Here is a 23,665-nt window from a genome sequence, read left to right on the forward strand (position 1 = left end):
CATGAGGTCATCAGGCCATCAGGTCATCAGGTCAGTGCGAGCAGGGCGCGTCGCCACACCATATCGGCCTGTGCCCGGGTGGCGTCAACGGTGCCCGTATTGTCGATCACCACGTCCGCGATAGCGAGGCGTTCGCTGTCGCTCGCCTGGGCGCTGATCCTCGCCGCCGCCTCCGCCCGGCTCAAACCGCGATCCCTGATCATTCGTACGATCCGGGTTTCGGCATCGGCATGCACGACCACGATCAGGTCGAAGGCGAGGCGTCGGTCGGCTGCCGCCTCGGCAAGCAGCGCAACGTCGTACACGACAACGGCGAAGGGGTCGTTCTCCTCCGCCTCACGAATCAGCTCGAGAGTGCGGCTCCACACGAGCGGATGCGTAATGGCATTGAGCCTGTCCCGCTTCGTGGCGTCACTGAAAATGATCGCGCCGAGCGCCGCGCGGTCGAGGCTCCCATCAGGCTGAATGACGGAGCTGCCGAATTCGGTCGCGATGGCGGCCAGGCCCGGTGTATCCGGTTCTACGACGTCGCGGGCCAGCCTGTCGGCGTCGATGTGCACGGCTCCGAGCTCCGCGAGTCGCTTAGCGACGGTGCTCTTGCCCGAGGCGATTCCGCCGGTCAGTCCAATGAGGTACATCCGAGCAATCGTATCTGCCGCCGGTCCCCCGCAAAACCGGTTGGATTCGCGACACGCCGGTTCCGGCGGCTGCCCGACGCGGCGTGTCGCGGAAACACCGGTTTTGCGGGCGGGTGCGCAAAAAAACAGGCCGCACCCCGAAGGGTGCGACCTGCCTTAGTTCGTGCGTGTGCTGCTAGTTGCCGCCGGAGAGCTTCTCGCGAAGAGCCGCGAGTGCCTCGTCGTCAGCAAGCGTGCCGGCGCCAGCCGACTCGCTCGAGAAGGCAGAGCCGGTCGGAGCGACTTCGCTGGGGGCAGCGATCTCGTCGTTCGCCGATGCGACCTGCTTCTTGTGGGCTTCCCAGCGAGCCTGGGCTGCAGCGTAGTCCTGCTCCCACTTTTCGCGCTGCTCGTCGAAGCCTTCGCGCCACTCGTTGGTCTCGGAGTCGAAGCCTTCGGGGTACTTGTACTGGCCCTTGTCGTCGTACTCGGTGAGCATTCCGTACAGTGCCGGGTCGAACTCGGTGCCCTCGGGGTCGACACCATCGTTGGCCTGCTTGAGGCTCAACGAAATGCGACGACGCTCGAGGTCGATGTCGATGACCTTAACGAAGACCTCGTCGCCAACGGACACAACCTGCTCGGCAAGCTCAACGTGCTTGCCGGATAGCTCGCTGATGTGAACCAGGCCCTCGATGCCCTCGGCGACGCGAACGAACGCACCGAACGGAACGAGCTTGGTGACCTTACCCGGTGCAACCTGGCCGATCGCGTGGGTGCGAGCGAATACCTGCCACGGGTCTTCCTGCGTTGCCTTGAGCGACAGCGAAACACGCTCGCGGTCCAGGTCAACCTCGAGGATCTCGACGGTGACTTCCTGGCCAACTTCAACAACCTCGCTGGCGTGCTCAATGTGCTTCCAGCTGAGCTCGGAAACGTGAACCAGACCGTCAACGCCACCCAGGTCGACGAACGCACCGAAGTTGACGATCGACGAGACGATGCCCTTGCGGACCTGTCCCTTCTGGAGGTTGTTGAGGAACGTGGTGCGGCTCTCGGACTGCGTCTGCTCGAGCAGGGCGCGACGCGACAGCACAACGTTGTTGCGGTTCTTGTCGAGTTCGAGGATCTTGGCCTCGATCTCCTGGCCCAGGTACGGGGTCAGGTCGCGAACACGGCGAAGCTCGATGAGCGAAGCAGGAAGGAAGCCACGAAGACCGATGTCAACGATGAGTCCACCCTTGACGACCTCGATGACCGAACCGGTGACAACGCCATCGGATTCCTTGATCAGCTCGACGTCGCCCCATGCACGCTCGTACTGAGCGCGCTTCTTGGACAGGATGAGACGGCCTTCTTTGTCTTCCTTCTGAAGAACGAGAGCCTCAACCAGGTCGCCGACCTTGACAACCTCGGAAGGGTCAACATCGTGCTTGATGGAAAGTTCGCGGGAGGGGATTACACCCTCGGTCTTGTAGCCCACGTCGAGGAGAACCTCGTCGCGGTCGATCTTCACTACGGTGCCTTCGATGAGGTCGCCGTCGTTGAAGAATTTCAGAGTCTTTTCGACCGCGGCGAGAAAGTCTTCAGCAGATCCAATGTCGTTGATGGCGACCTGCTTGGGTGCCCGTTCGGTCGTTGCGTTTGTCATGTAGTAGTTGCTCCAGGATGGACATTATTAGGCCATACGCGACCAGAATCCGGTATACACCGGGACTGAATGCTCCGCGCATGGCAACGGATACTTCGCCACAAACGTGACACTCTATGCTAGCTGCTCCCCCGCGGCTGCGCCAACTTGCCACGCGCCGCACATACCGGCCGCGGCGGGCGCTACAGCAGCAACGCGGAGCGAAGCGTGTCGAGACCCACTCCGCCGAGGTTGAGAGCCTCGCGGTGGAAGTCCTTGATCGAGAAGTCGGTACCACCGCGCGCCGCAGCGGAATCCCGCAACTCTTCCCAAATTCGCTGGCCCACCTTGTAGGACGGCGCCTGTCCGGGCCAGCCGAGGTAGCGATTCACCTCGAACTTCACGAAGCCCTCGTTCATGTTCACGTTGTGGCCCAGGAACTCCAGGGCGTACTCGCCCGTCCAAATCCCGTTGCCGTCCGGACGCTTCTTGCCCAGGTGAACACCAATGTCGAGGACGACGCGGGCGGCACGCATCCTCTGGCCGTCGAGCATTCCGAACCGGTCAGCCGGGTCGTCGAGATAACCCAGCTGTTCCATGAGGCGTTCCGCGTAGAGCGCCCAGCCCTCGGCATGCCCCGACGTGCCGGCGAGCTGTCGGCGCCACGTGTTCAGTGTGCGGCGGTTGTACACCGCCTGCCCGATTTGCAGGTGGTGACCGGGAACGCCCTCGTGGAAAACGGTGGTGAGCTCCCGCCAGGTGTCGAATTCTGTGACTCCAACGGGAACGGACCACCACATGCGACCGGGCCGGGAGAAATCGTCGGTGGGACCGGTGTAGTAGATTCCACCCTCCTGCGTCGGCGCGATCATGCACTCGATCGTCTTGATTTCATCGGGAATGTCGAACTGCGATTTCGACAGTTCGGCGACGGCGTTGTCGCTCGTCTTCTGCATCCACTCCTGGAGTGCCTTCGTACCGTGCAGTTTGCGGCTCGGGTCGGTGTCGAGGAAGGCGATGGCTTCGTGAACGCTCGCGCCGGGCTTGATCTGGTCTGCGACGCCTTCCTGTTCCTGGGTCATGCGAGCGAGCTCCTCGATGCCCCACTCATAGGTCTCATCGAGGTCGATTGTTGCGCCCAGAAAGCCGCGTGAGGCCAGGGAGTAGAGGTCCCGGCCGATGGCGTCCTGCTCCGTTGCAGCGCCCTTGAGTTCATGACTGAGAAAATCGCCGAGCTTGCGGTACGCGGCGGCAGAGGCGCGAGCCCCGGCGTTGAGGTCCTTCGCGAGCGAGGCGGGCAGGTTGCCGTCGTCGAGCGCCGCGTCGGCCGCGAAGTGCGCGAAGAAGCCGTCGTTGGCCTGGTGACGTCGCGTCTGCGCGAGAACCTCCCGCACCTGCCGTTTCGCCGGGGTCACGCCCTTCTCGATGCCCAGCCGAAGCGTCTCGATGTAGCCATCGACCGCGGCTGGCACGCTGCCGAGCCGGGAGGATATGTTCGACCAGTCCGCCACGGTGGCTATGGGCATGAGATCAAAAATTTCCCGGATGCCCTGGGCCGGCGACGCGATCACGTTCAGGTCACGCAGGTGGAGACCCTGCTCTGAGCTTTCGAGCTGCAGGGCGAGTGTGCTTCTGAGGTCGGTTCGGGTCACAGTGTCCACCGAGTCGACGTCGCTCGCCGCATCCAACCGTGCGATAACGGCGGTGGCCTCGGTGACGAAACGCTCCTGACCGGCGGGAGAGAAATCCCCGAATCGTCCGGCACCCTCGCTGCGGCCGATGTAGGTGCCCACCGTGGGGTCGAGGTCGACGAGAGCGTCAACCCAGTCCTCGGCAATCTGATCGATTGCCGAGGCTGGACGCTGAATTTCCTGTGTCATGGCCCGAGCCTATGACACTGCGGGCGACCGGTCCCGTCTCAGTGAGCGGCGTCGTCCCAGTTCGCGCCCCGACCCACCTGAACCTCGAGTGGCACGAGCAGTTCCACGGCGGTACTCATCCGGTGGGTCACAACCTCCCGTAAGACGTCCCACTCGCCGGGAGCCACGTCAAAGATCAGTTCGTCGTGCACCTGCAGGAGCATGCGCGAGTCCATGCTGCGTGTGCCGAGGTCGCTCGCGATCCCGTTCATCGCGATCTTCATGATGTCCGCCGCCGAACCCTGGATCGGCGCGTTGAGGGCCGCACGCTCCGCATTTTCCCGGAGGGCTCGATTCGGGCTCTGCAGCTCGGGGAACGGACGTCGTCTGCCGAAGATTGTTTCCGTGTATCCGTCGACCTTTGCTTGCTCAACGACGTGCCGCAGGTAGTCGCGCACGGCCCCGAACCGTTCGAAATAGTCGGTCATCAACTGCTTGGCTTCCTTTGTCTCGATCCGCAACTGCCTCGAGAGACCGAAGGCGCTGAGACCGTAGGCGAGGCCGTACGACATCGCTTTGACCTTGCTGCGCATCTCGGCGGAAACGTCTTCCGGTGACACACCGAAGATCCTGGACCCGACGAACCGGTGCAGGTCTTCCCCGGCGGCGAACGCCTCAATGAGGCCGGCGTCCTCCGACAGGTGCGCCATGATGCGCATTTCGATCTGCGAGTAGTCCGCCGTGAGCAGGCATTCGCTGCCCTCGCCGGCGCGGAAGGCCGCTCGGATCCTGCGCCCCTCCTCCGTGCGAACGGGTATGTTCTGAAGGTTCGGGTCCGTCGAGGAGATTCTGCCGGTCGCCGTGCCGATCTGAACGTAGTTCGTGTGGATGCGGCCGGTGTCGTCAATGGCCCGATCGAGCGTCTCCACGATCTGGCGCAACTTCGTCGCGTCGCGATGCTTGAGGAGCAGATCGAGGAACGGATGCGGGTTGCTGGCCTGCAGGTCAGCGAGAGCACCGGCATCCGTGGAAAAGCCCGTCTTGTTCGCCCGCGTCTTGGGCATCTCCAGCTGGGTGAACAGCACGTCCTGCAGCTGCTTGGGCGATCCGAGGTTCACCTCGCGACCGATTTCGGCGTAGGCACTCGCGGCCAGCGCCGCCGACTTCTCGCCGAGCTCGGTCGACAGCGCAGACAGCTCCTCGTGTGACACGGTGACACCGGCCAACTCCATGTCGACGAGGGTCATCAGGGTGGGCATCTCAATCTCGGACAGCACCTGCCGGGAACCCTCATCGAGGGCCTCCATGACGGCGGCGGCAACGCGCACCGTGTACCAGGCCTGCATGGGAACGCCACCACCCGTCGCCTCGTCGGGAACCAACTGGTTCGGATCGGTGACGGGAAGTTCTTCCTGCAGGTACCGACTGACGAGGTCAGACAGGGTCTTGTCCGGACCGCCCGGACGCACGAGCCACCCGGCCACGAGGGTGTCGATCGCCAGCGCACTGAACGCCACCCCGCTGCGACGCAGCGCCTTGATCTGCATTTTCGCGTCGTGCATGAGCTTGGGCGCATCGCTCGCGAGCCACGCCTCGACGGGAGCGTAGTCTGCGCGTCCGGGGTGCCACGGCAGGTTGATGGTTTCGGTGAGGCTGGACAGACCGAAACCGATGGCCTTGCCCTCCTGTACCTCAACGGTGAAGCCCAGCCCCTGCGGTGACCCCGCGATCGAGCGCGCAATCCACGCTGCCAGCTCCTCGTCGAGAAGGTCCTGGGCGGGCGGTGCAAGCGGAGCGGCCGGGATTTCCTCGGCGGCGGCCGGGGAAGCAGCGACGGCTGCGGAACCCTCGGCCGTGACTTCCAGTTTCAGCACGCGGTCGAGAAGGCTCTTGAACTCCAGCCGCGAGAAGACGTCCCGCACGGCATCGGTGTTCATGGGATTCCGACCGAGGTCCGCCGGACCGACCGGCAGGTCGACCGTCGTGACGAGCCGGTTCAACCGGCGGTTACGGATCGCATTTTCCTTCTGCTCGCGCAGATTGTTCCCCACGACGCCCTTGATCTCCTCGGCGTGCTCCAGGATTCCGTCGAGGCTTCCGTACAGGCCGAGCCACTTCACGGCCGTCTTCTCGCCGACCTTCGAGATTCCAATGAGGTTGTCGCTCGTCTCACCAACGAGGGCGGCGACGTCGGGGTATTGTTCCGGCGCAATGCCGTACCGCTCACGCACTCGTGCGGGGTCGTATCGGGTGAGAGCCGAGACGCCCTGGCTCGCCGGATATAGCAGCGTCACCTTGTCATTCACGAGCTGGATCGCATCGCGGTCACCGGAGACGACGAGAACATCGAAACCCGCCTCCGATCCCTGTACCGAAAGGGTCGCGAGGATATCGTCGGCCTCGAAGTCTTCCTTCGTGATCGTGATGATGTTCATGGCCGCCAGCGCCTCCTGAAGAAGCGGTATCTGACCGAGAAATTCCGGGGGCGTCGCGTTGCGGGTGCCCTTGTATTCCGGGTATTCCCGCGTGCGGAACGAGGCACGTGAAATGTCGAAGGCCACGGCAATGTGCGTGGGCTTCTCGTTGCGCAGCAGGCTGAGCAGCATGGACAGGAAGCCGTGAATGGCGTTCGTGTGCTGCCCGTCGCGGGTCTGGAAGCTGTCCACGGGCAGGGCGTAGAACGCCCGGAACGCCAGGGAATGGCCATCGATGATCATGAGGGTAGGCTTTTCTGAATCCAACACGCTCCCAGCCTACAAGCGTCATCCGGGCTGAAGCTGGCACATCGACCAGAGGTGAACATGTTCAATCAGACCGAAGACGCATCCGCATGGCTTGAGAAGCGGGGCGGCGGAGCGTTGGCCGACAAGATGGGCATCGAATTCACCGAGTTCACGATCCAGCGGGCCGTGGCGCGGATGCCGGTCGAGGGCAACACCCAGCCGGCGATGCTCATGCACGGTGGGGCATACGTCGTACTCGGGGAATCGTTGGGTTCCATGGCGGCCAACCTGCACGCCGGCGCGGGCAAGCTCGCCGTGGGAATCGAGATCAACGCCTCACACAATCGGTCTGCGACGTCCGGTTACGTCACGGGCGTCTGCACTCCGATCCACCTGGGCCGAACCCTGACCACCCATGAGATCGTCGTAACGGATGATCAAGGTCGCCGCTGTTCAACGATTCGCATCACGAATCTCATCAAGGAGATGCCCGCGGCCTGATCGCGCTGCCCCCGAGCGCGTCGGGGAGTGCGGGCACGACGCACACAGCCGGTGGGTTGGGCACCGAAGTACCCACCCACCGGCTGATCGGTGCGGGTCTACTTCTTCGCGCTGAGCTGCTCGATGATCGCCTGGGAGACGTCGTGCATGGTGAGACGGCGGTCCATGGACGCCTTCTGGATCCAGCGGAACGCCTCGGGTTCGGTCAGGCCCATTTTCTCGTTGAGCAGGCCCTTGGCCCGGTCGACGAGCTTGCGAGTCTCGAACCGCTCGACGAGGTCGGCGACCTCGGCCTCGAGCGTGATGATCTGGCTATAGCGCGAGAGGGCGATCTCGATCGCGGGCAACAGATCGTTGGGCGTGAAGGGCTTGACCACGTAGGCGAGCGCTCCCGCCTCGGTGGCACGCTCGACGAGCTCCTTCTGGCTGAATGCCGTCAGGAGAACGACAGGGGCGATGTGTTCCTTGGACAGGCGCTCGGCGGCGCTGATGCCGTCGAGCTGTGGCATCTTCACGTCCATGATCACGAGGTCGGGGCGGAGTTCTCGCGCAAGCGCCACCGCAGTCTCTCCGTCACCGGCTTCACCAACGACTTCGAAGCCGTTGTCACGGAGAATTTCGACGATGTCGAGGCGGATAAGGGACTCGTCCTCCGCGACGACAACGCGACGGGGAGGGCTGGGGGTGCTGTCTTGGTCGGTCACGCCCAAAAGCCTACGGTATTCTTGACGAGTACATGTGAGCCGGTGTGGCGGAATGGTAGACGCGGAGCACTCAAAATGCTTTGTTCGCAAGGACGTGTGGGTTCGAGTCCCACCACCGGTACCGCTAAATAAAAAGAAAACCCCTGCTCAGGCAGGGGTTTTTCTGTTTGTATCTGAGTCGACCGTGCAGTTCGAGAGCGGCGACGGCGCGCCGCTAACCAATATTCTCCGCGCGGATCGACGAGACCCTGCTCGTGAGCTGACCCGAGAATGTGGCGAGGATGGCCTGTACGACCTCCTCCCTGGGGCGTTCGGGATCGAAAACGAGCCATTCGAGCCCCACGAGCAATGTTGCCCCGAAGACGCCACTGGCGATGAGTTTGGCCCGGCCCGGGCGCGCGTCCGGTGGGAGAGCCTCCGTGATCGCCGCCGCAAATTCAGCCAGTGCGGCATGTCGAAATTCAAACGACGATTCCTGCCACGTGCGGTCCGTCCGAAAGGTCTCCCCCGCAATTACCCTGGCGAGGGCGGTGTTGCCGGAAATGCGCTCAAGGAGGGTTTCCACCAGAGCCTCGATTGCCCCCCATCCCGACTTTCCGGATCGTGCAGCCGCGAGCGCCTCGGTGAGTGCTGACATCCCCTCAAGCAGGAGGCCCTCGAAGATTTTGCCTTTAGAGGGGAAGTTGTAATACAGCGTGCCCTTGGCCACTCCCGCACGCTGGGCCACATCGTCCATGGACGTTCCGCTGATCCCCTGCTCGGCGGCGAGGCTGAGAGCCGCGTCGAGGATCGCTCGTTTTGATCTGGTCTCGCGTGCCATCTGTTGCCGCCCCTCGGTGGTCTCCTTGATCCTGCACTGACTAGTCAGTATAGTTTGAACTACGCCCTGCAGCGACGCACGTGTCCGATCTTCGTGACAGGCCATAGTCCGCGCACACACCGAACACGCACTTGTCGAGGGCACACATATGCATGTCATTCTCTCTGCGGTCAGCAAGGGACCCAACGATTCCTCCCTGCCGCCAACATCCGTTGAATTCTCCAGCGGAACCGCGACTCTGGCCCGCGCCGAAACGGAGCGACGGCCCACGGTACTCGGCCTGATCGCGAGCGGACGAATGCGCGCCGATGCGGGTCGGGTCACCATCGACGGGGCGACGGACTATTCCGCGCTGCGCCGACGCGTCGCCCTCATCGACGCGCCGGGAGTGTGCGAACCAGCCGATGACGTCACGGTGGCGCAGGTCGTTGCCGAAGAGCTGATGTTTGCCGGGCGCGTCGGAACGCGCCGCAGCGTGCTGCGGGTCCTGGCGGACCTCGGGCTGAGCAGCGACGAGAAGTCCGCCATGGCGAATCTGGGACCCGACGCCCGCATCCGCCTGCTCACGGAACTTGCCGTGCGTCGCGAGGGCGTCGAAGGCCTCGTGCTCTGTTCCCCCGATCGGCACGGCGGGAACCCGCGGGGCTGGTGGGCCATCGCACAGGGCCTCGCTGCGCGCGGCTATGCGGTTCTCGCCATCGCCGGGGATGCCTCCGCCCACGCCATCTCCGCCCATACGTTCGAGCTTGAGGGAATTGCCTGATGAAGATCTTTGCCATGGTGCGCGCCGAACTGGCGCGCCTCACCTCCACGGCCATGTCCCGGATCGCCCTGATCGCACTTCTCCTCGTGCCTGTTGTCTACGGCGGCCTCTATCTCTGGGCCAACCAGGATCCCTACGCGGGGCTCGACCGGGTCCCGGTCGCGCTCGTCGTCGCCGACACGGGCGCGGAGAAGGACGGTGCACCAGAGAACTACGGCGACGAGGTGGCCACCCAGCTCGTCGCCGATGCGGATTTCGAGTGGCACCGCGTCTCGGCAGCGAAGGCGCACTCCGGGGTCACGGACTCCATCTATGACTTCAGCGTCACGATCCCGGCCGATTTCTCGACCGCCATCGTCTCCGCCGCGGGTGATTCCCCGCACCGGGCGACCATCACCCTGGCCACCAACGACACCACGGGCTACCTCGCCTCAACGATCGGTACCCAGGCCGCCAAATCCATTCGCGCGGCCATCGTGACCAAGGTCAACAGGCAGGCCGCGGACGGCTTCCTCCTCGGACTCTCCGACGTACGCTCCAGCCTCGTCAAGGCCACCGATGGAGCCGGTGAGGTCACGGACGGCGCGGCATCCGCTGCGACCGGCGCCGAGGACCTGGTGTCGGGCGCGGAGCAGCTCTCGATCGGTGCGCACGACCTCTCCAGCGGCCTCGGCACCCTCAACGAGGCCACCGGCACGCTTGCGACCGGTGCGGGCCAGGTCGATGCGGGGGCCGCCTCGGTCGCGCAGGGCACCGGCAAGGTGGCGGACGCCACCACCTCCGTCGCTGCCGGGGCTGATCGACTCGCCACCGGCACGGATCAGGTTGCGACGGGAGCCGCCTCACTGGCCGCCGCACAGTCGGCACTCTCCGGAGCTGTGGCAGGCGCCGGCCAGAGCACGGCCGACGCCGCGTCCGCGCTCCTCACCGCGCGCCGCAGCATCGCCGCTCAGCTGGATTCGGACGGGCTGACGCCAGCACAGATCGACTCGGTTCTCGCGACGCTCGACGCCCCCGGCGCACGGATAGACACGGCAGGAACCGTCCTGCAGTCCGCCGGCGCCCAGATCGATCAACTGGTCGCGGCGGGAGACCAGGTCTCCGCCGGTGCGCGGGCGAGCGCCACGGGTGCGGCGACGCTTGCGGACGGGGCGCACGAGACGCAGGTCGGCGCCGGCCAGGCAGCCGATGGTGCCAACCAGACCGCAGCCGGAGCCCACACCCTGGCCACCGGGGCGGCCGACGTGCACACCGGCGCCGCCACAGCGGCCGAGGGAGGTGCGAAGCTTGACACGGGAACCGCAGCCCTGAATACGGGAGCCGGGGACCTGCGCACCGGACTGGCTGATCTGGCGACCGGAGCGGCCACCCTGCGCGACGGACTCCAGTCCGGTGTGGATGAGATCCCCGCCTCTGACCCGGAGAGTCGCGCCCTGCAGGGCACCACCATCGCCGACCCCGTTGACCTCAATACGGCCGCCGTGACGAGTGCGGGCACGTACGGGGCAGGACTCGCTCCGTTCTTCATCAGCCTGGCCGGGTGGATCGGAATCTATGCCCTGTTCCTCATCGTCAAGCCCGTTTCGCGACGCGCCATCACCGCGCTGCACTCCCCCGTCAAGATCACCCTCGCCGGCTGGCTGACCCCCGGGTTGCTCGGCATGGTGCAGATGGCCGTGCTGTTCGCCATCGTGGCAGGCGCTCTCGGCTTCACCGTTCACAATCCGGGGGGCACCTACGCGATGATGGGCCTCGCCGCCCTCACGTTTGCGGCCATCATTCTCGCCCTCAACGTCTGGCTGGGCAGCGTCGGACAGTTCATTGGCCTCGTGCTGATGGTCGTTCAACTGGTGACGGCGGGAGGCACCTTCCCCTGGCAGACGTTGCCGTTCCCGCTCGATTGGCTGCACCACATTATGCCGATGAGTTACGCCGTCGACGGCATCCGCCAACTGATGTACGGCGGAACCCCGGCTACCGCCTGGGCCGATGCCGGCGTTCTGGTGCTGTGGCTGGTGGGCGCGCTGGTACTCACGCTCGTCGGCGTCATCCGAATGACACATTTCCGCACCCTGCGTGACCTGCGACCGAGCCTGATCGGCTAGTGCGCGGTGCGGGCGTGAGAAGAGCCCCGCCCCACGTCGAGTCGACGTGGGGCGGGGCTCTTCCTCGTTCGCGGTGTGACCCGGATTACCGCTTCACGTACGCCGGTGCGACCTCGTTGTGGGCGTCACCCACGCAGTGCACGCGAATGTCGTTGGTGGATCCCACGATTCCGGGAGGGGAACCGGAGATGACAACAACCTTGTCTCCGACCTCTGCGAGGCCCTGGCCCAGAAGCATGTCGTCAACCTGTCCGAACATGGCGTCCGTGTGCGTCACGGGATCAACAAGGTACGTCTGCACGCCCCACGTCAACGCCAAACGGCGACGGATGCCGGGATCAGGCGTGAAGGCGAGCATCGGGATATTGGACCGCAGACGCGACATGCGCCTGGCGGAGTCGCCCGACTCGGTGAAGATGCACAGGTACTTCGCCTCAACGAATTCTGCGACCTCGATCGCGGCGAGGGTGATCGCCCCGCCCTGGGTGCGCGGCTTGTTCGTGAGCTTACCGATGCGTTCGAGTCCGTGAATCTCGGTCGATTCGACAATGCGCGCCATGGTCTGCACCGTAACAACCGGGTACTCCCCCACGCTGGTTTCGCCGCTGAGCATCACGGCGTCGGCACCATCGAGCACGGCGTTGGCGACGTCGGAGGTCTCGGCGCGGGTCGGAACGGGGCTGAGGATCATCGATTCCAGCATCTGCGTCGCCACGATAACCGGCTTCGCCATACGGCGAGCGATCTCAACGGCCTGCTTCTGCACGATCGGAACGGCCTCAAGCGGAAGCTCGACGCCAAGGTCTCCACGGGCAACCATGATCGCGTCAAACGCGTCGATGATTTCCTCAAGGTTTTCTACGGCCTGCGGCTTCTCGATCTTGGCGATGACGGGAACGCGACGTCCTTCTTCCGCCATGATCTCGTGCACGCGCGTGATGTCCTCGGCGTTGCGCACGAATGACAGCGCGATCAGGTCGGTGCCGAGGCGCAGTCCCCAACGCAGGTCCGCTTCGTCCTTGTCCGACAGTGCGGGCACGTTGACCGCAACGCCGGGAAGGTTGATGCCCTTGTTATTGGAGACGGGGCCGGCGACGATCACCTTGGTCGTGACGACGACGCCATCCGTTTCGACGACCTCAACCTTGACCTTGCCGTCGTCGATGAGAAGGAAATCACCGGGCTTGACGTCGTTGGGCAGGCCCTTGAACGTGGTTCCGGACAGTTCCTGGGTGCCGAGTACGTCTTCGGTCGTGATCTTGAAAATGTCGCCGACCGCGAGGTTGTACGGGCCGCCCTCAAACTTGCCCAGGCGAATCTTCGGGCCCTGCAGGTCCACCATCACAGCCACGGCGCGGCCGGAGTCGTTTGCGGCCTTCCGCACGTTGGCGTACACGCCTTCGTGCACCTGATAGGTGCCGTGGCTGAGGTTCATGCGACAGACGTCAACGCCCGCGTCGATGAGCGCCCTGATCTGCTCGTAGCTGGCAGCTGCCGGCCCGAGGGTGGCGACGATTTTGGCGCGTCTCATGCTGGAGGATCTCCGGTTTCTGCGCCATCGGCGCATTGTGACTCTGTTCGAACAAATGAAAAAAGGGGAAGGGCCTAGATCGCCATGGCCCCGTCAGTGGGTTTGACCGGTGACGGGAGGTGTGTTTCGCCCTCGAGGAACGTGTCGACGGCTGCGGCCGCCGCGCGGCCCTCCGCGATGGCCCACACGATGAGGGACTGCCCACGACCGGCGTCTCCGGCGACGAAGACTCCCTCGTGACTGGTCTGGTAATCCGTGCCGCGTTCGACATTACCCCGGTCCGTGAACGGAAGGTTCAGCTGATGCTCGAGGTCAGTCGCCTCCGGACCGGTGAAGCCGAGGGCGAGCAGCACGAGATCCGCGGGAATTTCCCGTTCCGTGCCCGCCTTGGGCACACGGCGTCCGTCCATGTATTCGGTCTCCGCGATGCGGATCGCCCGCACCTCGCCGACGTCATTCGACAAGAATTCAACCGTCGATGCGAGGTACTCGCGAGTTCCGCCCTCCTCGTGGGCGCTGGACACCTCGAAGAGTGTCGGCGCCATGGGCCACGGCTGGTTTTCTGGACGAGACGTCCCCGGCTGCTTTCCGATCGCGAGGTTCGTGACGGATGCAGCGAGGTGACGGTGAGCGGTGCCGATACAGTCCGACCCGGTGTCGCCACCGCCCAGAACAACCACGTGCTTGCCCTCGGCCGTGATCTGGTCGGCAATTGTTCCGCCGGCACCAACCCTGTTCTGCTGAACGAGGTATTCCATCGCAAAGTGCACGCCAGGAAGGTCGCGCCCGGGGATTGGCAGGTCCCGGGGCACCATGGCGCCCGTGGCCACCACAACGGCGTCGTAGCGGGCACGCAGGTCGTCCCAGGTAATGTCGACGCCAATGTTGACACCGGCGCGGAAACGCGTTCCCTCCGCGGTCATCTGGGCGAGCCGAATCTCCAGATGCTTCTTCTCCATCTTGAAGTCGGGAATCCCGTACCGCAGCAAGCCACCGATGCGGTCATCACGTTCGAACACGGCCACCGTGTGTCCGGCGCGGGTGAGCTGCTGCGCGGCGGCGAGGCCCGCGGGCCCCGAGCCGACAACGGCAACCGTCTTGCCGGTCAGGCGTCCGGGAGGCTGCGGCTGCACCCATCCCTTGGCGAAGGCCTGGTCGATGATCGAGACCTCCACCTGCTTGATGGTGACGGCCGGCTGGCTGATCCCGAGCACGCAGGACGACTCGCATGGAGCAGGGCACAGCCGGCCGGTGAACTCCGGAAAGTTGTTGGTCGCGTGCAGGCGTTCGATGGCCTGACGGCCCTCGTCCCGCCAGACCAGGTCGTTCCACTCCGGAATGAGGTTGCCCAGGGGGCAGCCCTGCTGGCAGAACGGTACGCCGCAATCCATGCACCGACCGGCCTGCCGCTTGAGCACGGCGGAGTCGCCCTGCTCGTAGACCTCTTTCCAATCCATCAAACGGATCGCCACCGGCCGACGGGCCGGAAGCTCGCGTTCGGTCGTCTTGAGGAATCCCTTCGGATCAGCCATTGGTTACCTCCAAAATTCGATTCCAGACAACGTCACCGTCGGGATCGAGTCCCTCATCGACGGCGGACTGTCTGGTCGCCAACACGGCCGCGTAGTCACGCGGCAGAACCTTGACGAATGTGCTCATGGTTTCGTCCAAATTGGTCAACATACGCTCGGCCAGGGTGGAACCGGTCTGGTCACGGTGCTGCTCCAGCAGGTCGCGCACAATCTCACGGTCAGCGCTTCCGAGCGCCGACAGCGTGAGCTCCCCGGAGTCGAGCGCATTGGAGTTGACGAGTTGCGCGTGAAGACCGTACACGTACGCGGTACCGCCGGACATGCCGGCACCGAAGTTACGTCCCGTGCTGCCGAGGATGACGGCGAGGCCGCCGGTCATGTACTCCAGCGCGTGGTCGCCCACACCCTCAACGACCGCGGTCGCTCCGGAGTTGCGCACGAGGAAACGTTCACCCACCATGCCGCGAATGAACATGCTGCCCTGCGTGGCACCATAACCAATCACGTTTCCGGCGATCACGTTGTCCTCGGCCGGGAACACGCTGCTGCGGTCAGGGAGCACGACGATCTGGCCGCCCGAGAGTCCTTTGCCCACATAGTCATTGGAATCGCCCTCAAGCTTCAAGGTGATGCCGCTCGGCAGGAACGCACCAAAAGACTGACCGGCGGAACCGGTGAGGGTGACCTCGATAGACCCGTTCGGCAGGCCGTTCTGGCCGTGGCGCAGCGTGACCTCGTGTCCGAGCATGGTCCCGACGGCACGTTCCGTGTTGCGAATGGGAAGGTCAATCTTCACCTGGCCACCGTGTGCCAGCACGCTCGCGCTGCGACGGATCAACTCGTTGTCGAAATGCAGTTCAAGCTCGTGCTCCTGCCCACGCTGATGCTGGCGAGGTTCCGACTCTGAGAAGTCCGGGCCCACCAGAATCGGAGCGAGGTCAAGGCCGGAGGCCTTCCAATGCGTCATGGCACGGTTCACGTCCAGCAGTTCGCGGTGTCCGATGACCTCGTCGAGGCTGCGGTAACCCAGCTCTGCGAGATACTCCCGCACCTCCTGGGCGATGAACTCGAAGAAGTTGATGACGTACTCCGCCTTCCCTGTGAAACGCTTGCGCAGCTCAGGGTTCTGGGTGGCAACGCCAACGGGGCAGGTGTCGAGGTGACAGACCCGCATCATGATGCAGCCCTCCACCACGAGGGGAGCCGTCGCGAACCCGAATTCCTCGGCACCGAGCAGGGCGCCGATGATGACGTCACGCCCGGTCTTCAACTGGCCGTCAACCTGCACGACGACGCGGTTCCGCATGCCGTTGAGCATGAGGGTCTGCTGCGTTTCAGCCAATCCCAGTTCCCAGGGGGTACCGGCGTGTTTGAGGGAGTTGAGCGGGCTGGCGCCCGTTCCGCCGTCGTGGCCGCTGATCAGAATGACGTCGGAGAGCGCCTTCGCCACACCCGCCGCGACCGCTCCAATGCCGGATTGGCTGACGAGCTTCGTGTGGATGCGCGCCTTGGGATTGGCGCGCTTCAGGTCGAAGATCAGCTGCTTGAGGTCTTCGATCGAGTAGATGTCGTGGTGCGGGGGCGGCGAGATGAGGCCGACGCCCGCGGTGGCGTTGCGTGTGCGGGCGATCCACGGGTACACCTTTGTGGGCGGTAGCTGGCCGCCCTCGCCGGGCTTCGCGCCCTGGGCGAGTTTGATCTGGATGTCGTCGGCGTGGGTGAGGTACATGCTCGTGACGCCGAAACGTCCGGAGGCGACCTGCTTGACGGCGCTGCGACGTTCCGGGTCGAGCAGCCGGTCAAGGTCTTCTCCGCCCTCACCGGTGTTGGAACGGCCACCGAGCTTGTTCATGGCGATGGCGAGGGTCTCGTGCGCCTCCTGGGAGATCGAACCGTAGCTCATCGCACCGGTGGAGAAACGCTTCACGATGGAGGACACGGATTCCACCTCGTCGAGCGGCACCGGGCGTCGGGCACCCTTGTTGAAGCTGAACATTCCACGAAGGGTCATGAGCGTTTCGGACTGGTCATCGACGAGCTTCGTGTATTCGCGGAAGATGTCGTACCGACGCGTGCGAGTGGAGTGCTGGAGGCGAAAGATCGTCTCCGGGTTGAACAGGTGCGGTGCACCGTCGCGGCGCCACTGGTATTCGCCGCCGGTGAGCAGGCGCTCATGAGCGGTGACGGCGGCATCCATCGGGTATGCGACCGCGTGGCGCTGCAGGTTCTCGGCCGCAATGACCTCGATACCGACACCGCCGAGCTTGGTCGTCGTTCCCGTGAAGTACTGGTCGACGAATTCCTGCCCGAGCCCGACCGCTTCGAACGCCTGCGCGCCCGCATACGACGAGACGGTCGAGATGCCCATCTTGGACATGATCTTGAGCACGCCCTTACCAAGGGCCTTGATCACGTTGTTCACGGCCTTTTCGGGCGTGACGTTCGTGATCATGCCGCTGCGGACGAGGTCTTCGCAGGTTTCCATGGCCAGGTACGGGTTCACCGCGGAAGCTCCGTACCCGATGAGGGTGGCGACGTGGTGCACCTCGCGCACATCGCCAGCTTCGACGATCAGGCCGACCTTCATCCGGTTCTCGGTGCGAATGAGGTGGTGATGAACCGCCGCGATCATAAGGAGCGACGGGATCGGCGCGAGGTCCTTGTTGGAGTCACGGTCGGAGAGCACGATGAACAGTGCCCCGCCCTCGATGGCCTCATCGACCTCGAGGCAGAGGGCGTCGAGGCGGCTGGAGAGCGCATCAGCGCCCTCCTCGAATCGATAGAGTCCGCGGATGGTCGTGGTGGTGCGGCTGCCGATGGCCGGATCGATGTGCTGGATCTTGGCCAGTTCATCGTTGTTGATCACCGGGAAGTCAAGCACGACCTGGCGGGCGTGCTCCGGGCCGGCGAGCAGAAGGTTGCGCTCCGGGCCGAGCCCGAGTTTGAGCGACGTGACAACTTCCTCGCGGATGGAGTCGAGCGGCGGGTTCGTAACCTGCGCGAACTGCTGCGCGAAGTAGTCGAACATGAGGCGGGGTCGATCGCTCAGTACCGCGATGGGGGTGTCGGATCCCATCGCGCCGAGGGGCTCAGCCCCCGTGCGTGCCATCGGGGCAAGCAGGATGCGCACCTCTTCTTCCGTGTAGCCGAAGGTGCGCTGGCGACGGACAACGGATGCCGGCGGGTGCACGATGTGCTCACGTTCTGGCAGGTCCTTGAGGTTGATGCGTCCGGCGTCGAGCCATTCGCCCCAGGGCTTGCTGGCGGACAGTTCGTCTTTGATTTCGTCGTCTTCGATGATGCGGCCGGCAACCGTGTCCACGAGGAACATCTTCCCGGGGCGCAGGCGGCCCTTGCGCACCACGCGGCTCGGGTCGATGTCGAGGACACCGATCTCGCTCGCCAGCACGACCAGTCCGTCATCGGTAATGAGGTATCGGCCGGGGCGCAGCCCGTTGCGGTCCAGCGTGGCACCGACGAGTGCTCCGTCGGTGAAGACGATGGCGGCTGGTCCGTCCCACGGCTCCATCAGCATCGAGTGGTACTCGTAGAAATCGTGGCGCTGCGCGTCAAGGTCAGGCTGGTTCTCCCACGCCTCCGGCATCATCATCATGACCGCGTGGGGCAGGGAACGACCGGACAGGCTCAGCAGTTCGACCACCTCGTCGAAGGACGCGGAGTCGCTGCCACCGGGCGTCACGATCGGGAGCAGAGGTGCGAGATCACCGAGTTCGACGGATTCGAGCTGTGACTGGCGGGCACTCATCCAGTTGCGGTTGCCCTGCACCGTGTTGATCTCGCCATTGTGCGCGATCATCCGGAAGGGCTGCGCGAGCGGCCAGGACGGGAACGTGTTGGTGGAGTAGCGCGAATGTACCAGTGCCAGGGTCGAGGCGAAGCGCTCGTCCGAGAGATCGGGGTAGAACGGTTCGAGCTGCAGGGACGTCACCATTCCCTTGTAGACCAGGGTTCGGCAGGACAGCGAGGGGAAGTACAGCTCAAGCTCGCGCTCGGCACGTTTGCGCAGGCGCAGCGCCTGGCGGTCGAGAGCGATGTCGCCGACGGTGTCGCCGGCTTCGTCCGTGAGGCGGCTCTGCACAAACAGCTGCTGGATCGCAGGCATGGCGGCGCGCGCCAGGTTCCCCAGCTGATCGGGACGCACCGGCACCTCGCGCCAGCCGAGAACATCGAGGTTTTCCTCACCCGCCTTGCGGTTTATGGCGCGTTTGATGCTCGTGCGTGCCGTTGGGTCGGTCGGCAGGAACACGTTACCCACGGCGTACCGCCCCACGGGGGGCAACTCGAAGTCGGTGACATCGCGGAGGAAGGCATCCGGGACCTGCGTGACTATGCCGGCGCCGTCACCCGTGCCGGCGTCGGAGCCGACGGCGCCGCGGTGCTCGAGGTTGCGGAGGGCGTCCAGGGCCAGCGCAATGATGTCGTGACCGGCGGTGCCTCGAAGGGTGGCGACCATAGCCAGACCACAGGCATCACGCTCGGCCGCCGGATCGTACAGACCCTGTTTGGCCGGCATCGTGCTGAATTTGGAGTAAAGAGAGTTCTGCGTCATTGAGACCGTCCTCACGAAATGACTGGCAGGGAGGGACGACGCTGGCCCGCTGGAAGGAAAATACACGCTAACCCGGGGCGGTGCGCGCGGGTGGACCGGGTGATGGGGTTGGCCTGGCCGGAGTTACGTGTGTGGAGAGGCGCTACCCGCGGTTGCTTGTGGCTGTGGGCGCGTTGCGTGCGTCGGACCCTTCGGCCTCGGCGCCGTGATCCTCAGGGTCCGGATCAGTGTCTTGTGATTCTACATCAGGATCAGGAGCTACCCATTCGCGGCCGGGTACGCAGGCGCTGGGCTCGAGCCCCGGATGCGCCCGACGTTGGACCAGGAAGATGATGATGCCGAGCACGATGGCTCCGAAGGCGGCCCACACGTTGGTGCGAATCCCGAAGTAGATCTCGCTCGGGTCGATGCGGATCGTCTCGAAGAAGCTGCGCCCGACTCCGTACCAGATCAGGTAGACGGCGATGGCCTTTCCCCAGCGCAGGTTGATGCGTCGTTCAAGCATCAGGATGACGAAAACGCCGACGACATTCCAGATCATCTCATACAGGAACGTGGGGTGGAAGAGCGTCTCCGGGGGAAGTCCCACCGGATAGGCCGGGTTGGTGGATTCAATTTCCAGGCCCCACGGGAGGGTGGTCGGCACGCCGAAGAGTTCGTGATTGAACCAGTTGCCGAGGCGCCCGGTGGCCTGGGCGATGAGCATGGCCGGAGCGACCGCATCCGCGAAGGACCAGAAACGTACTCCCGTCTGACGGCAGCCGATGTAGGCCCCGATGGCGCCTCCGATGAGGGACCCGAAGATGGCGTTACCGCCCTCCCAGATCTTCACCGTGTCCCAGAGGTCGGCTCCGTCGTAGAAGTAATCGCCCGGGTGTGTGAGCACGTGATAGACGCGTGCGCCGACGATGCCGAGCGGAACAGCCCAGAGGATGATGTCGAGTACGACTCCCGGCTCGGCGCCGCGCTTGGTGAGGCGGCGTGACGTGATCATCGTGGCCAGGATGATTCCGGCGAGGATGCAGAGGGCGTAGGCGTGGATGGTGAGCGGTCCCACGCTGAAGGAACTCCACTCGGGGCCCGGACTCGGGATGCTCAGGGGCATAGACAAATCAGTATTACCTTCCGGAGATTACAGGACGCTCAAAACCGTAGAAGCTGTGGTTTCCGCGGTCGATCAGTGAATTTATTCTAGAGTGTGCGAATGTCGCGTGTGCCCTCAGAGAGGGCCAGGGCGAGCGCTGCGACCGCAGGAACCCCGCCGTCCGCGAGGGCCTTCACGAGGGCTGAACCCACAATGGCACCGTCGGCGTAGCCGAGAATTTCGCGTACCTGTTCCGGCGTGGAGATTCCCAGGCCGACGCACGCGCTCGTGGAACCGGCGGCACGCAAGCGCTCAACCAGTATGCGAGCGGCGGAATCGACGCCGGCGCGCGCGCCCGTGGTACCCATGGTGGATACCGCGTAGACGAATCCACGGCTTGCCGCGATGGCCTGCTGGAGACGCGCGTCCGAGGAGGACGGTGCGGCCAGGAACACCCGGTCGAGTCCGGTCCGCTCGCTCGCAGCGAGCCATTCGCTCGCCTCGTCGGGAATCAGGTCGGGGGTGATGAGGCCCGCGCCGCCCGCGGCGAGCAGGTCATCGGCGAACCGGTCGACGCCGTACTGTACAACCGGGTTCCAGTAGGTCATGACGAGGACCGGGGCGCTCACCTGGGCGGTGATGGCCGCGACGGCTTCGAAGCCGTGGCGCAGGCGGAACCCGCCGGCCAGGGCCTTCTGTGTGGCGACCTGAATGACCGGGCCGTCCATGACCGGGTCGGAATAGGGGAGACCGAGCTCGATGATGTCGACGCCATTGGCGGCGAGGGCCACTGCGGCGTCGATGCTCTCGGTAAGGCTCGGGAAGCCAACGGGAAGGTAGCCGATGAGGGCCCCACTTCCCGCTTCGCGGCGCCGGGCGATCGTCGTCTCCACGGCGCTCACGACCGTGTGGCCGGCCGCGGCGTGGTTTGTGGCGTTGCTCATGACTGTTCTGCACCTTCGTCGACGAGCTCAAAGTACCGAGCTGCGGTTGCCATGTCCTTGTCTCCGCGGCCGCTCAGGTTCACGAGGATGGTCGCATCCGGTCCCAACGTGCGCCCGAGTTCCAGGGTTCCGGCGAGGGCGTGGGCCGATTCAATGGCGGGGATGATTCCCTCGGTACGGCTGAGCAGGCGCAGCGCAGACATCGCCTCGGAGTCGGTGACCGGGAGATAGCTCGCCCGGCCGATGCTCGCGAGCCACGCATGCTCAGGCCCGACGCCGGGATAGTCCAGGCCGGCCGAGATCGAATAGGACTCAACCGTCTGGCCGTCCTCGTCCTGCAGCAGGAAGCTGCGGGCACCGTGGAGCACCCCCGGGCGTCCCTTGGTGAGGGTCGCGGCGTGGCGGGGCGTTTCGGCACCATCGCCGGCAGCCTCGTAACCGTAGAGCGCAACGTCCGGGTCGTCGAGGAAGGCGTGGAAAATACCCATGGCGTTCGAGCCGCCGCCGACGCACGCGGTGACGGCATCCGGGAGCGTGCCGGTCAGGTCGAGAACCTGTTGGCGGGCCTCGTCACCGATGATTTTCTGGAAGTCGCGAACCATGGTCGGGAACGGATGCGGTCCGGCAACGGTTCCGAAGATGTAGTTGGTGTTCTCGACGTTCGTCACCCAGTCGCGCATGGCGTCGTTGATGGCGTCTTTGAGGGTGCGGGACCCGGTCTTCACCGGAACGACCTCGGCGCCGAGCAGGCGCATGCGAGCTACGTTCAGCGCCTGGCGCTCGGTATCCACCTCGCCCATATAGACGACGCATTCGAGTCCGAAGAGCGCGGCGACGGTGGCCGTGGCCACGCCGTGCTGGCCGGCACCCGTCTCGGCGATGACGCGCGTCTTGCCGATGCGCTTGGTGAGCAGCGCCTGCCCGAGGGCATTGTTGATCTTGTGCGACCCCGTGTGGTTCAGGTCTTCTCGCTTGAGGATGATGCGAGCGCCACCGGCGTGCTCGGCGAAACGGGGCACCTCGGTGATGATCGACGGCCGTCCCGTGTAGCTGCGGTGGAGCTCCATGAGCTCAGCCGCGAAGGCCGGGTCCTTCCTGGCCAGGTCGTACTCTGCCGTGAGCTCGTCCAGGGCGGCCACGAGGGACTCCGGGACGAAGCGACCTCCGAAATCACCGAAGTACGGGCCGGAGCGTTCGCTCAGGGGCTGGGCGCTTGTGGGCTGGGAATTCACGGGCATGTTTTATACCGCCAAAAATTCGGAGAGGGTGCGGATGGGGTCGCTCGTGACGAGCGCTTCACCGACGAGCACGACGTCGGCCCCGGCGGAGCGGTAGTGGGCGACGTCGGCGGCCGTCTTGACGGCGGACTCGGCGACACGCACCACACCGGAGGGAATCCGATCGGCCAGGGAACCGAACAGGTCTGGGTCGAGGGTGAAGGTGGAGAGGTTGCGGGCATTGACCCCGACCAGGCTTGCGCCGATGTCGAGGGCACGGTTCACCTCATCGCCACTGTGGGTTTCGACGAGCGCCGTCATACCCAGCTCACGAATCAGGTCGTGCAGGGACAGCAACGTTGGCTGATCCAGCGCCGCGACGATGAGCAGCACGAGATCGGCACCCGCCGCGCGGGCTTCGAGCACCTGGTACGGCGTTCCGATGAAATCCTTGCGGAGCACGGGGATCGTGGCGGCCGCGCGAACCTGTTCGAGGTCGTCGAGCGTTCCGAGGAAGCGGCGCCCTTCGGTGAGTACGCTGATGGCGCTCGCTCCCCCGGCCTCATACGAGGCCGCGAGGGCTGCGGGGTCGACGATGTCGGCGAGTGCCCCGCGGGACGGACTCGCACGCTTGATCTCGGCGATGATCTTGACGCGGTCGGCGGGCGCGAGCGCCGCCAGGGCGTCGAGAGCGGCCGGACGATCCAGTGCCGCGGCTTCGACGTCGGCAAAGGTGCGGTTGAGGCGGCGTTCTTCGGCATCGGCTATCGCGCCGGCCAGTAGCTCGGAGAGCACTCGGTCAGTGACCGTGCGGTGCAGCGGTCATGTCACCGACGCCGTAGCCGGCCTTGGTCATGATCCAGCCGACAGCGGCGCCGACGAGCAGGAGCCCGAAGGAGGCCCATACGAGCCACGGGATCACGAAAAAGAAGGCAGCGGTGCCGATCGTGAAAGCCAGCAGCATGATGATGACTGCGGTCCAGGCGGCCGGTGAGTGGCCGTGACCCGGGTCTGACGCGTCGATGCTCATGAATCTCCTTTTGTGCGTTGACGAACGTTTACATT

17 protein-coding genes and 1 tRNA gene are annotated in these 23,665 nt (G+C 64.8%); 4 read left to right on the forward strand and 14 right to left on the reverse strand.

Going from position 1 to position 23,665, the window contains the following annotated elements:
* Window positions 1-26: 26 nt before the first annotated feature.
* The 4 genes from coaE to polA all read right to left on the reverse strand — a co-directional run bounded on the left by coaE (window position 27) and on the right by polA (window position 6,850).
* On the reverse strand, window positions 27-638 hold the full coding sequence (gene coaE / locus EDD25_RS01070; RefSeq protein WP_134171640.1) for a dephospho-CoA kinase: 612 nt from the start codon (window positions 636-638) through the stop codon (window positions 27-29).
* Window positions 639-813: 175 nt separating this feature from the next.
* Window positions 814-2,268 (reverse strand): 30S ribosomal protein S1, encoded by a 1,455-nt coding sequence (rpsA, locus tag EDD25_RS01075; protein WP_134171641.1) that lies wholly within the window; start codon window positions 2,266-2,268, stop codon window positions 814-816.
* A 182-nt stretch (window positions 2,269-2,450) separates the two neighbouring features.
* Entirely contained in the window at window positions 2,451-4,127 is a 1,677-nt protein-coding gene (locus EDD25_RS01080) for a DUF885 domain-containing protein (RefSeq protein ID WP_134171642.1), read from the reverse strand.
* A gap of 38 nt (window positions 4,128-4,165) precedes the next feature.
* Window positions 4,166-6,850, reverse strand: coding sequence for a DNA polymerase I (gene polA, locus EDD25_RS01085; protein WP_134171643.1), 2,685 nt, complete (start codon window positions 6,848-6,850; stop codon window positions 4,166-4,168).
* Between the two features lie 57 nt (window positions 6,851-6,907).
* Between polA and EDD25_RS01090 the strand changes: the two genes are divergently transcribed.
* Complete coding sequence (locus tag EDD25_RS01090; protein ID WP_134171644.1) at window positions 6,908-7,330, forward strand: hotdog fold thioesterase; 423 nt, start codon at window positions 6,908-6,910, stop codon at window positions 7,328-7,330.
* A 98-nt stretch (window positions 7,331-7,428) separates the two neighbouring features.
* On the opposite strand, the gene EDD25_RS01095 is transcribed toward EDD25_RS01090, so the two are convergent.
* The gene (locus tag EDD25_RS01095) at window positions 7,429-8,034 is read right to left on the reverse strand and encodes an ANTAR domain-containing response regulator (RefSeq protein ID WP_134171645.1); all 606 of its coding nucleotides are present in this window, start codon (window positions 8,032-8,034) and stop codon (window positions 7,429-7,431) included.
* 38 nt (window positions 8,035-8,072) lie between these two features.
* On the opposite strand from EDD25_RS01095, the gene EDD25_RS01100 reads away from it, so the two are divergent.
* Window positions 8,073-8,155: transfer RNA gene (locus EDD25_RS01100), tRNA-Leu, on the forward strand.
* Window positions 8,156-8,248: 93 nt separating this feature from the next.
* Here the strand turns inward: EDD25_RS01100 and EDD25_RS01105 are convergent.
* Window positions 8,249-8,854 (reverse strand): TetR/AcrR family transcriptional regulator, encoded by a 606-nt coding sequence (locus EDD25_RS01105; RefSeq protein ID WP_166671156.1) that lies wholly within the window; start codon window positions 8,852-8,854, stop codon window positions 8,249-8,251.
* Window positions 8,855-9,002: 148 nt separating this feature from the next.
* Here EDD25_RS01105 and EDD25_RS01110 point away from each other — a divergent pair, with 148 nt between their 5' ends.
* Window positions 9,003-9,617, forward strand: a complete 615-nt coding sequence (locus EDD25_RS01110) for a hypothetical protein (protein WP_134171647.1) — start codon at window positions 9,003-9,005, stop codon at window positions 9,615-9,617.
* Window positions 9,617-11,722: a YhgE/Pip domain-containing protein gene (locus EDD25_RS01115; protein ID WP_134171648.1), complete on the forward strand. Its 2,106-nt coding sequence runs from the start codon at window positions 9,617-9,619 to the stop codon at window positions 11,720-11,722. The genes EDD25_RS01110 and EDD25_RS01115 overlap by 1 nt, the downstream gene beginning before the upstream one ends.
* Window positions 11,723-11,807: 85 nt before the next feature.
* Here the strand turns inward: EDD25_RS01115 and pyk are convergent, their stop codons facing one another.
* From pyk to EDD25_RS01155, 8 genes are all read right to left on the reverse strand, one after another.
* Complete coding sequence (gene pyk, locus EDD25_RS01120; RefSeq protein WP_134171649.1) at window positions 11,808-13,253, reverse strand: pyruvate kinase; 1,446 nt, start codon at window positions 13,251-13,253, stop codon at window positions 11,808-11,810.
* A 74-nt stretch (window positions 13,254-13,327) separates the two neighbouring features.
* Window positions 13,328-14,785 (reverse strand): glutamate synthase subunit beta, encoded by a 1,458-nt coding sequence (locus EDD25_RS01125; RefSeq protein WP_134171650.1) that lies wholly within the window; start codon window positions 14,783-14,785, stop codon window positions 13,328-13,330.
* Window positions 14,778-19,355, reverse strand: coding sequence for a glutamate synthase large subunit (gene gltB / locus EDD25_RS01130; protein ID WP_134171651.1), 4,578 nt, complete (start codon window positions 19,353-19,355; stop codon window positions 14,778-14,780). The genes EDD25_RS01125 and gltB overlap by 8 nt, the downstream gene beginning before the upstream one ends.
* A 142-nt stretch (window positions 19,356-19,497) precedes the next feature.
* Window positions 19,498-20,460 carry a prolipoprotein diacylglyceryl transferase gene (gene lgt / locus EDD25_RS01135; RefSeq protein ID WP_134171652.1) on the reverse strand — a complete coding sequence of 321 codons (963 nt, stop codon included), beginning with the start codon at window positions 20,458-20,460 and terminating at the stop codon, window positions 19,498-19,500.
* 86 nt (window positions 20,461-20,546) lie between these two features.
* Window positions 20,547-21,383, reverse strand: a complete 837-nt coding sequence (gene trpA / locus EDD25_RS01140) for a tryptophan synthase subunit alpha (protein WP_134171653.1) — start codon at window positions 21,381-21,383, stop codon at window positions 20,547-20,549.
* On the reverse strand, window positions 21,380-22,615 hold the full coding sequence (gene trpB / locus EDD25_RS01145) for a tryptophan synthase subunit beta (RefSeq protein WP_241986328.1): 1,236 nt from the start codon (window positions 22,613-22,615) through the stop codon (window positions 21,380-21,382). Before trpB ends, trpA begins: the two co-directional genes overlap by 4 nt.
* A gap of 9 nt (window positions 22,616-22,624) precedes the next feature.
* The gene (gene trpC / locus EDD25_RS01150) at window positions 22,625-23,395 is read right to left on the reverse strand and encodes an indole-3-glycerol phosphate synthase TrpC (protein ID WP_134171655.1); all 771 of its coding nucleotides are present in this window, start codon (window positions 23,393-23,395) and stop codon (window positions 22,625-22,627) included.
* Between the two features lie 4 nt (window positions 23,396-23,399).
* Window positions 23,400-23,630, reverse strand: coding sequence for a DUF6704 family protein (locus EDD25_RS01155; protein WP_134171656.1), 231 nt, complete (start codon window positions 23,628-23,630; stop codon window positions 23,400-23,402).
* Between the last annotated feature and the right edge of the window lie 35 nt (window positions 23,631-23,665).

The sequence above is a fragment of the Cryobacterium psychrophilum genome (genome assembly GCF_004365915.1).
In the GTDB taxonomy this organism is placed as follows: domain Bacteria; phylum Actinomycetota; class Actinomycetes; order Actinomycetales; family Microbacteriaceae; genus Cryobacterium; species Cryobacterium psychrophilum.

Coding starts and splice junctions, on each gene's coding strand:
- coaE (WP_134171640.1), bottom strand. CDS start 638: ATGTACCTCATTGGACTGACCGGCGGAATCGCCTCGGGCAAGAGCACC.
- rpsA (WP_134171641.1), bottom strand. CDS start 2,268: ATGACAAACGCAACGACCGAACGGGCACCCAAGCAGGTCGCCATCAAC.
- EDD25_RS01080 (WP_134171642.1), bottom strand. CDS start 4,127: ATGACACAGGAAATTCAGCGTCCAGCCTCGGCAATCGATCAGATTGCC.
- EDD25_RS01090 (WP_134171644.1), top strand. CDS start 6,908: ATGTTCAATCAGACCGAAGACGCATCCGCATGGCTTGAGAAGCGGGGC.
- EDD25_RS01105 (WP_166671156.1), bottom strand. CDS start 8,854: ATGGCACGCGAGACCAGATCAAAACGAGCGATCCTCGACGCGGCTCTC.
- EDD25_RS01110 (WP_134171647.1), top strand. CDS start 9,003: ATGCATGTCATTCTCTCTGCGGTCAGCAAGGGACCCAACGATTCCTCC.
- EDD25_RS01115 (WP_134171648.1), top strand. CDS start 9,617: ATGAAGATCTTTGCCATGGTGCGCGCCGAACTGGCGCGCCTCACCTCC.
- pyk (WP_134171649.1), bottom strand. CDS start 13,253: ATGAGACGCGCCAAAATCGTCGCCACCCTCGGGCCGGCAGCTGCCAGC.
- EDD25_RS01125 (WP_134171650.1), bottom strand. CDS start 14,785: ATGGCTGATCCGAAGGGATTCCTCAAGACGACCGAACGCGAGCTTCCG.
- gltB (WP_134171651.1), bottom strand. CDS start 19,355: ATGACGCAGAACTCTCTTTACTCCAAATTCAGCACGATGCCGGCCAAA.
- lgt (WP_134171652.1), bottom strand. CDS start 20,460: ATGCCCCTGAGCATCCCGAGTCCGGGCCCCGAGTGGAGTTCCTTCAGC.
- trpA (WP_134171653.1), bottom strand. CDS start 21,383: ATGAGCAACGCCACAAACCACGCCGCGGCCGGCCACACGGTCGTGAGC.
- EDD25_RS01155 (WP_134171656.1), bottom strand. CDS start 23,630: ATGAGCATCGACGCGTCAGACCCGGGTCACGGCCACTCACCGGCCGCC.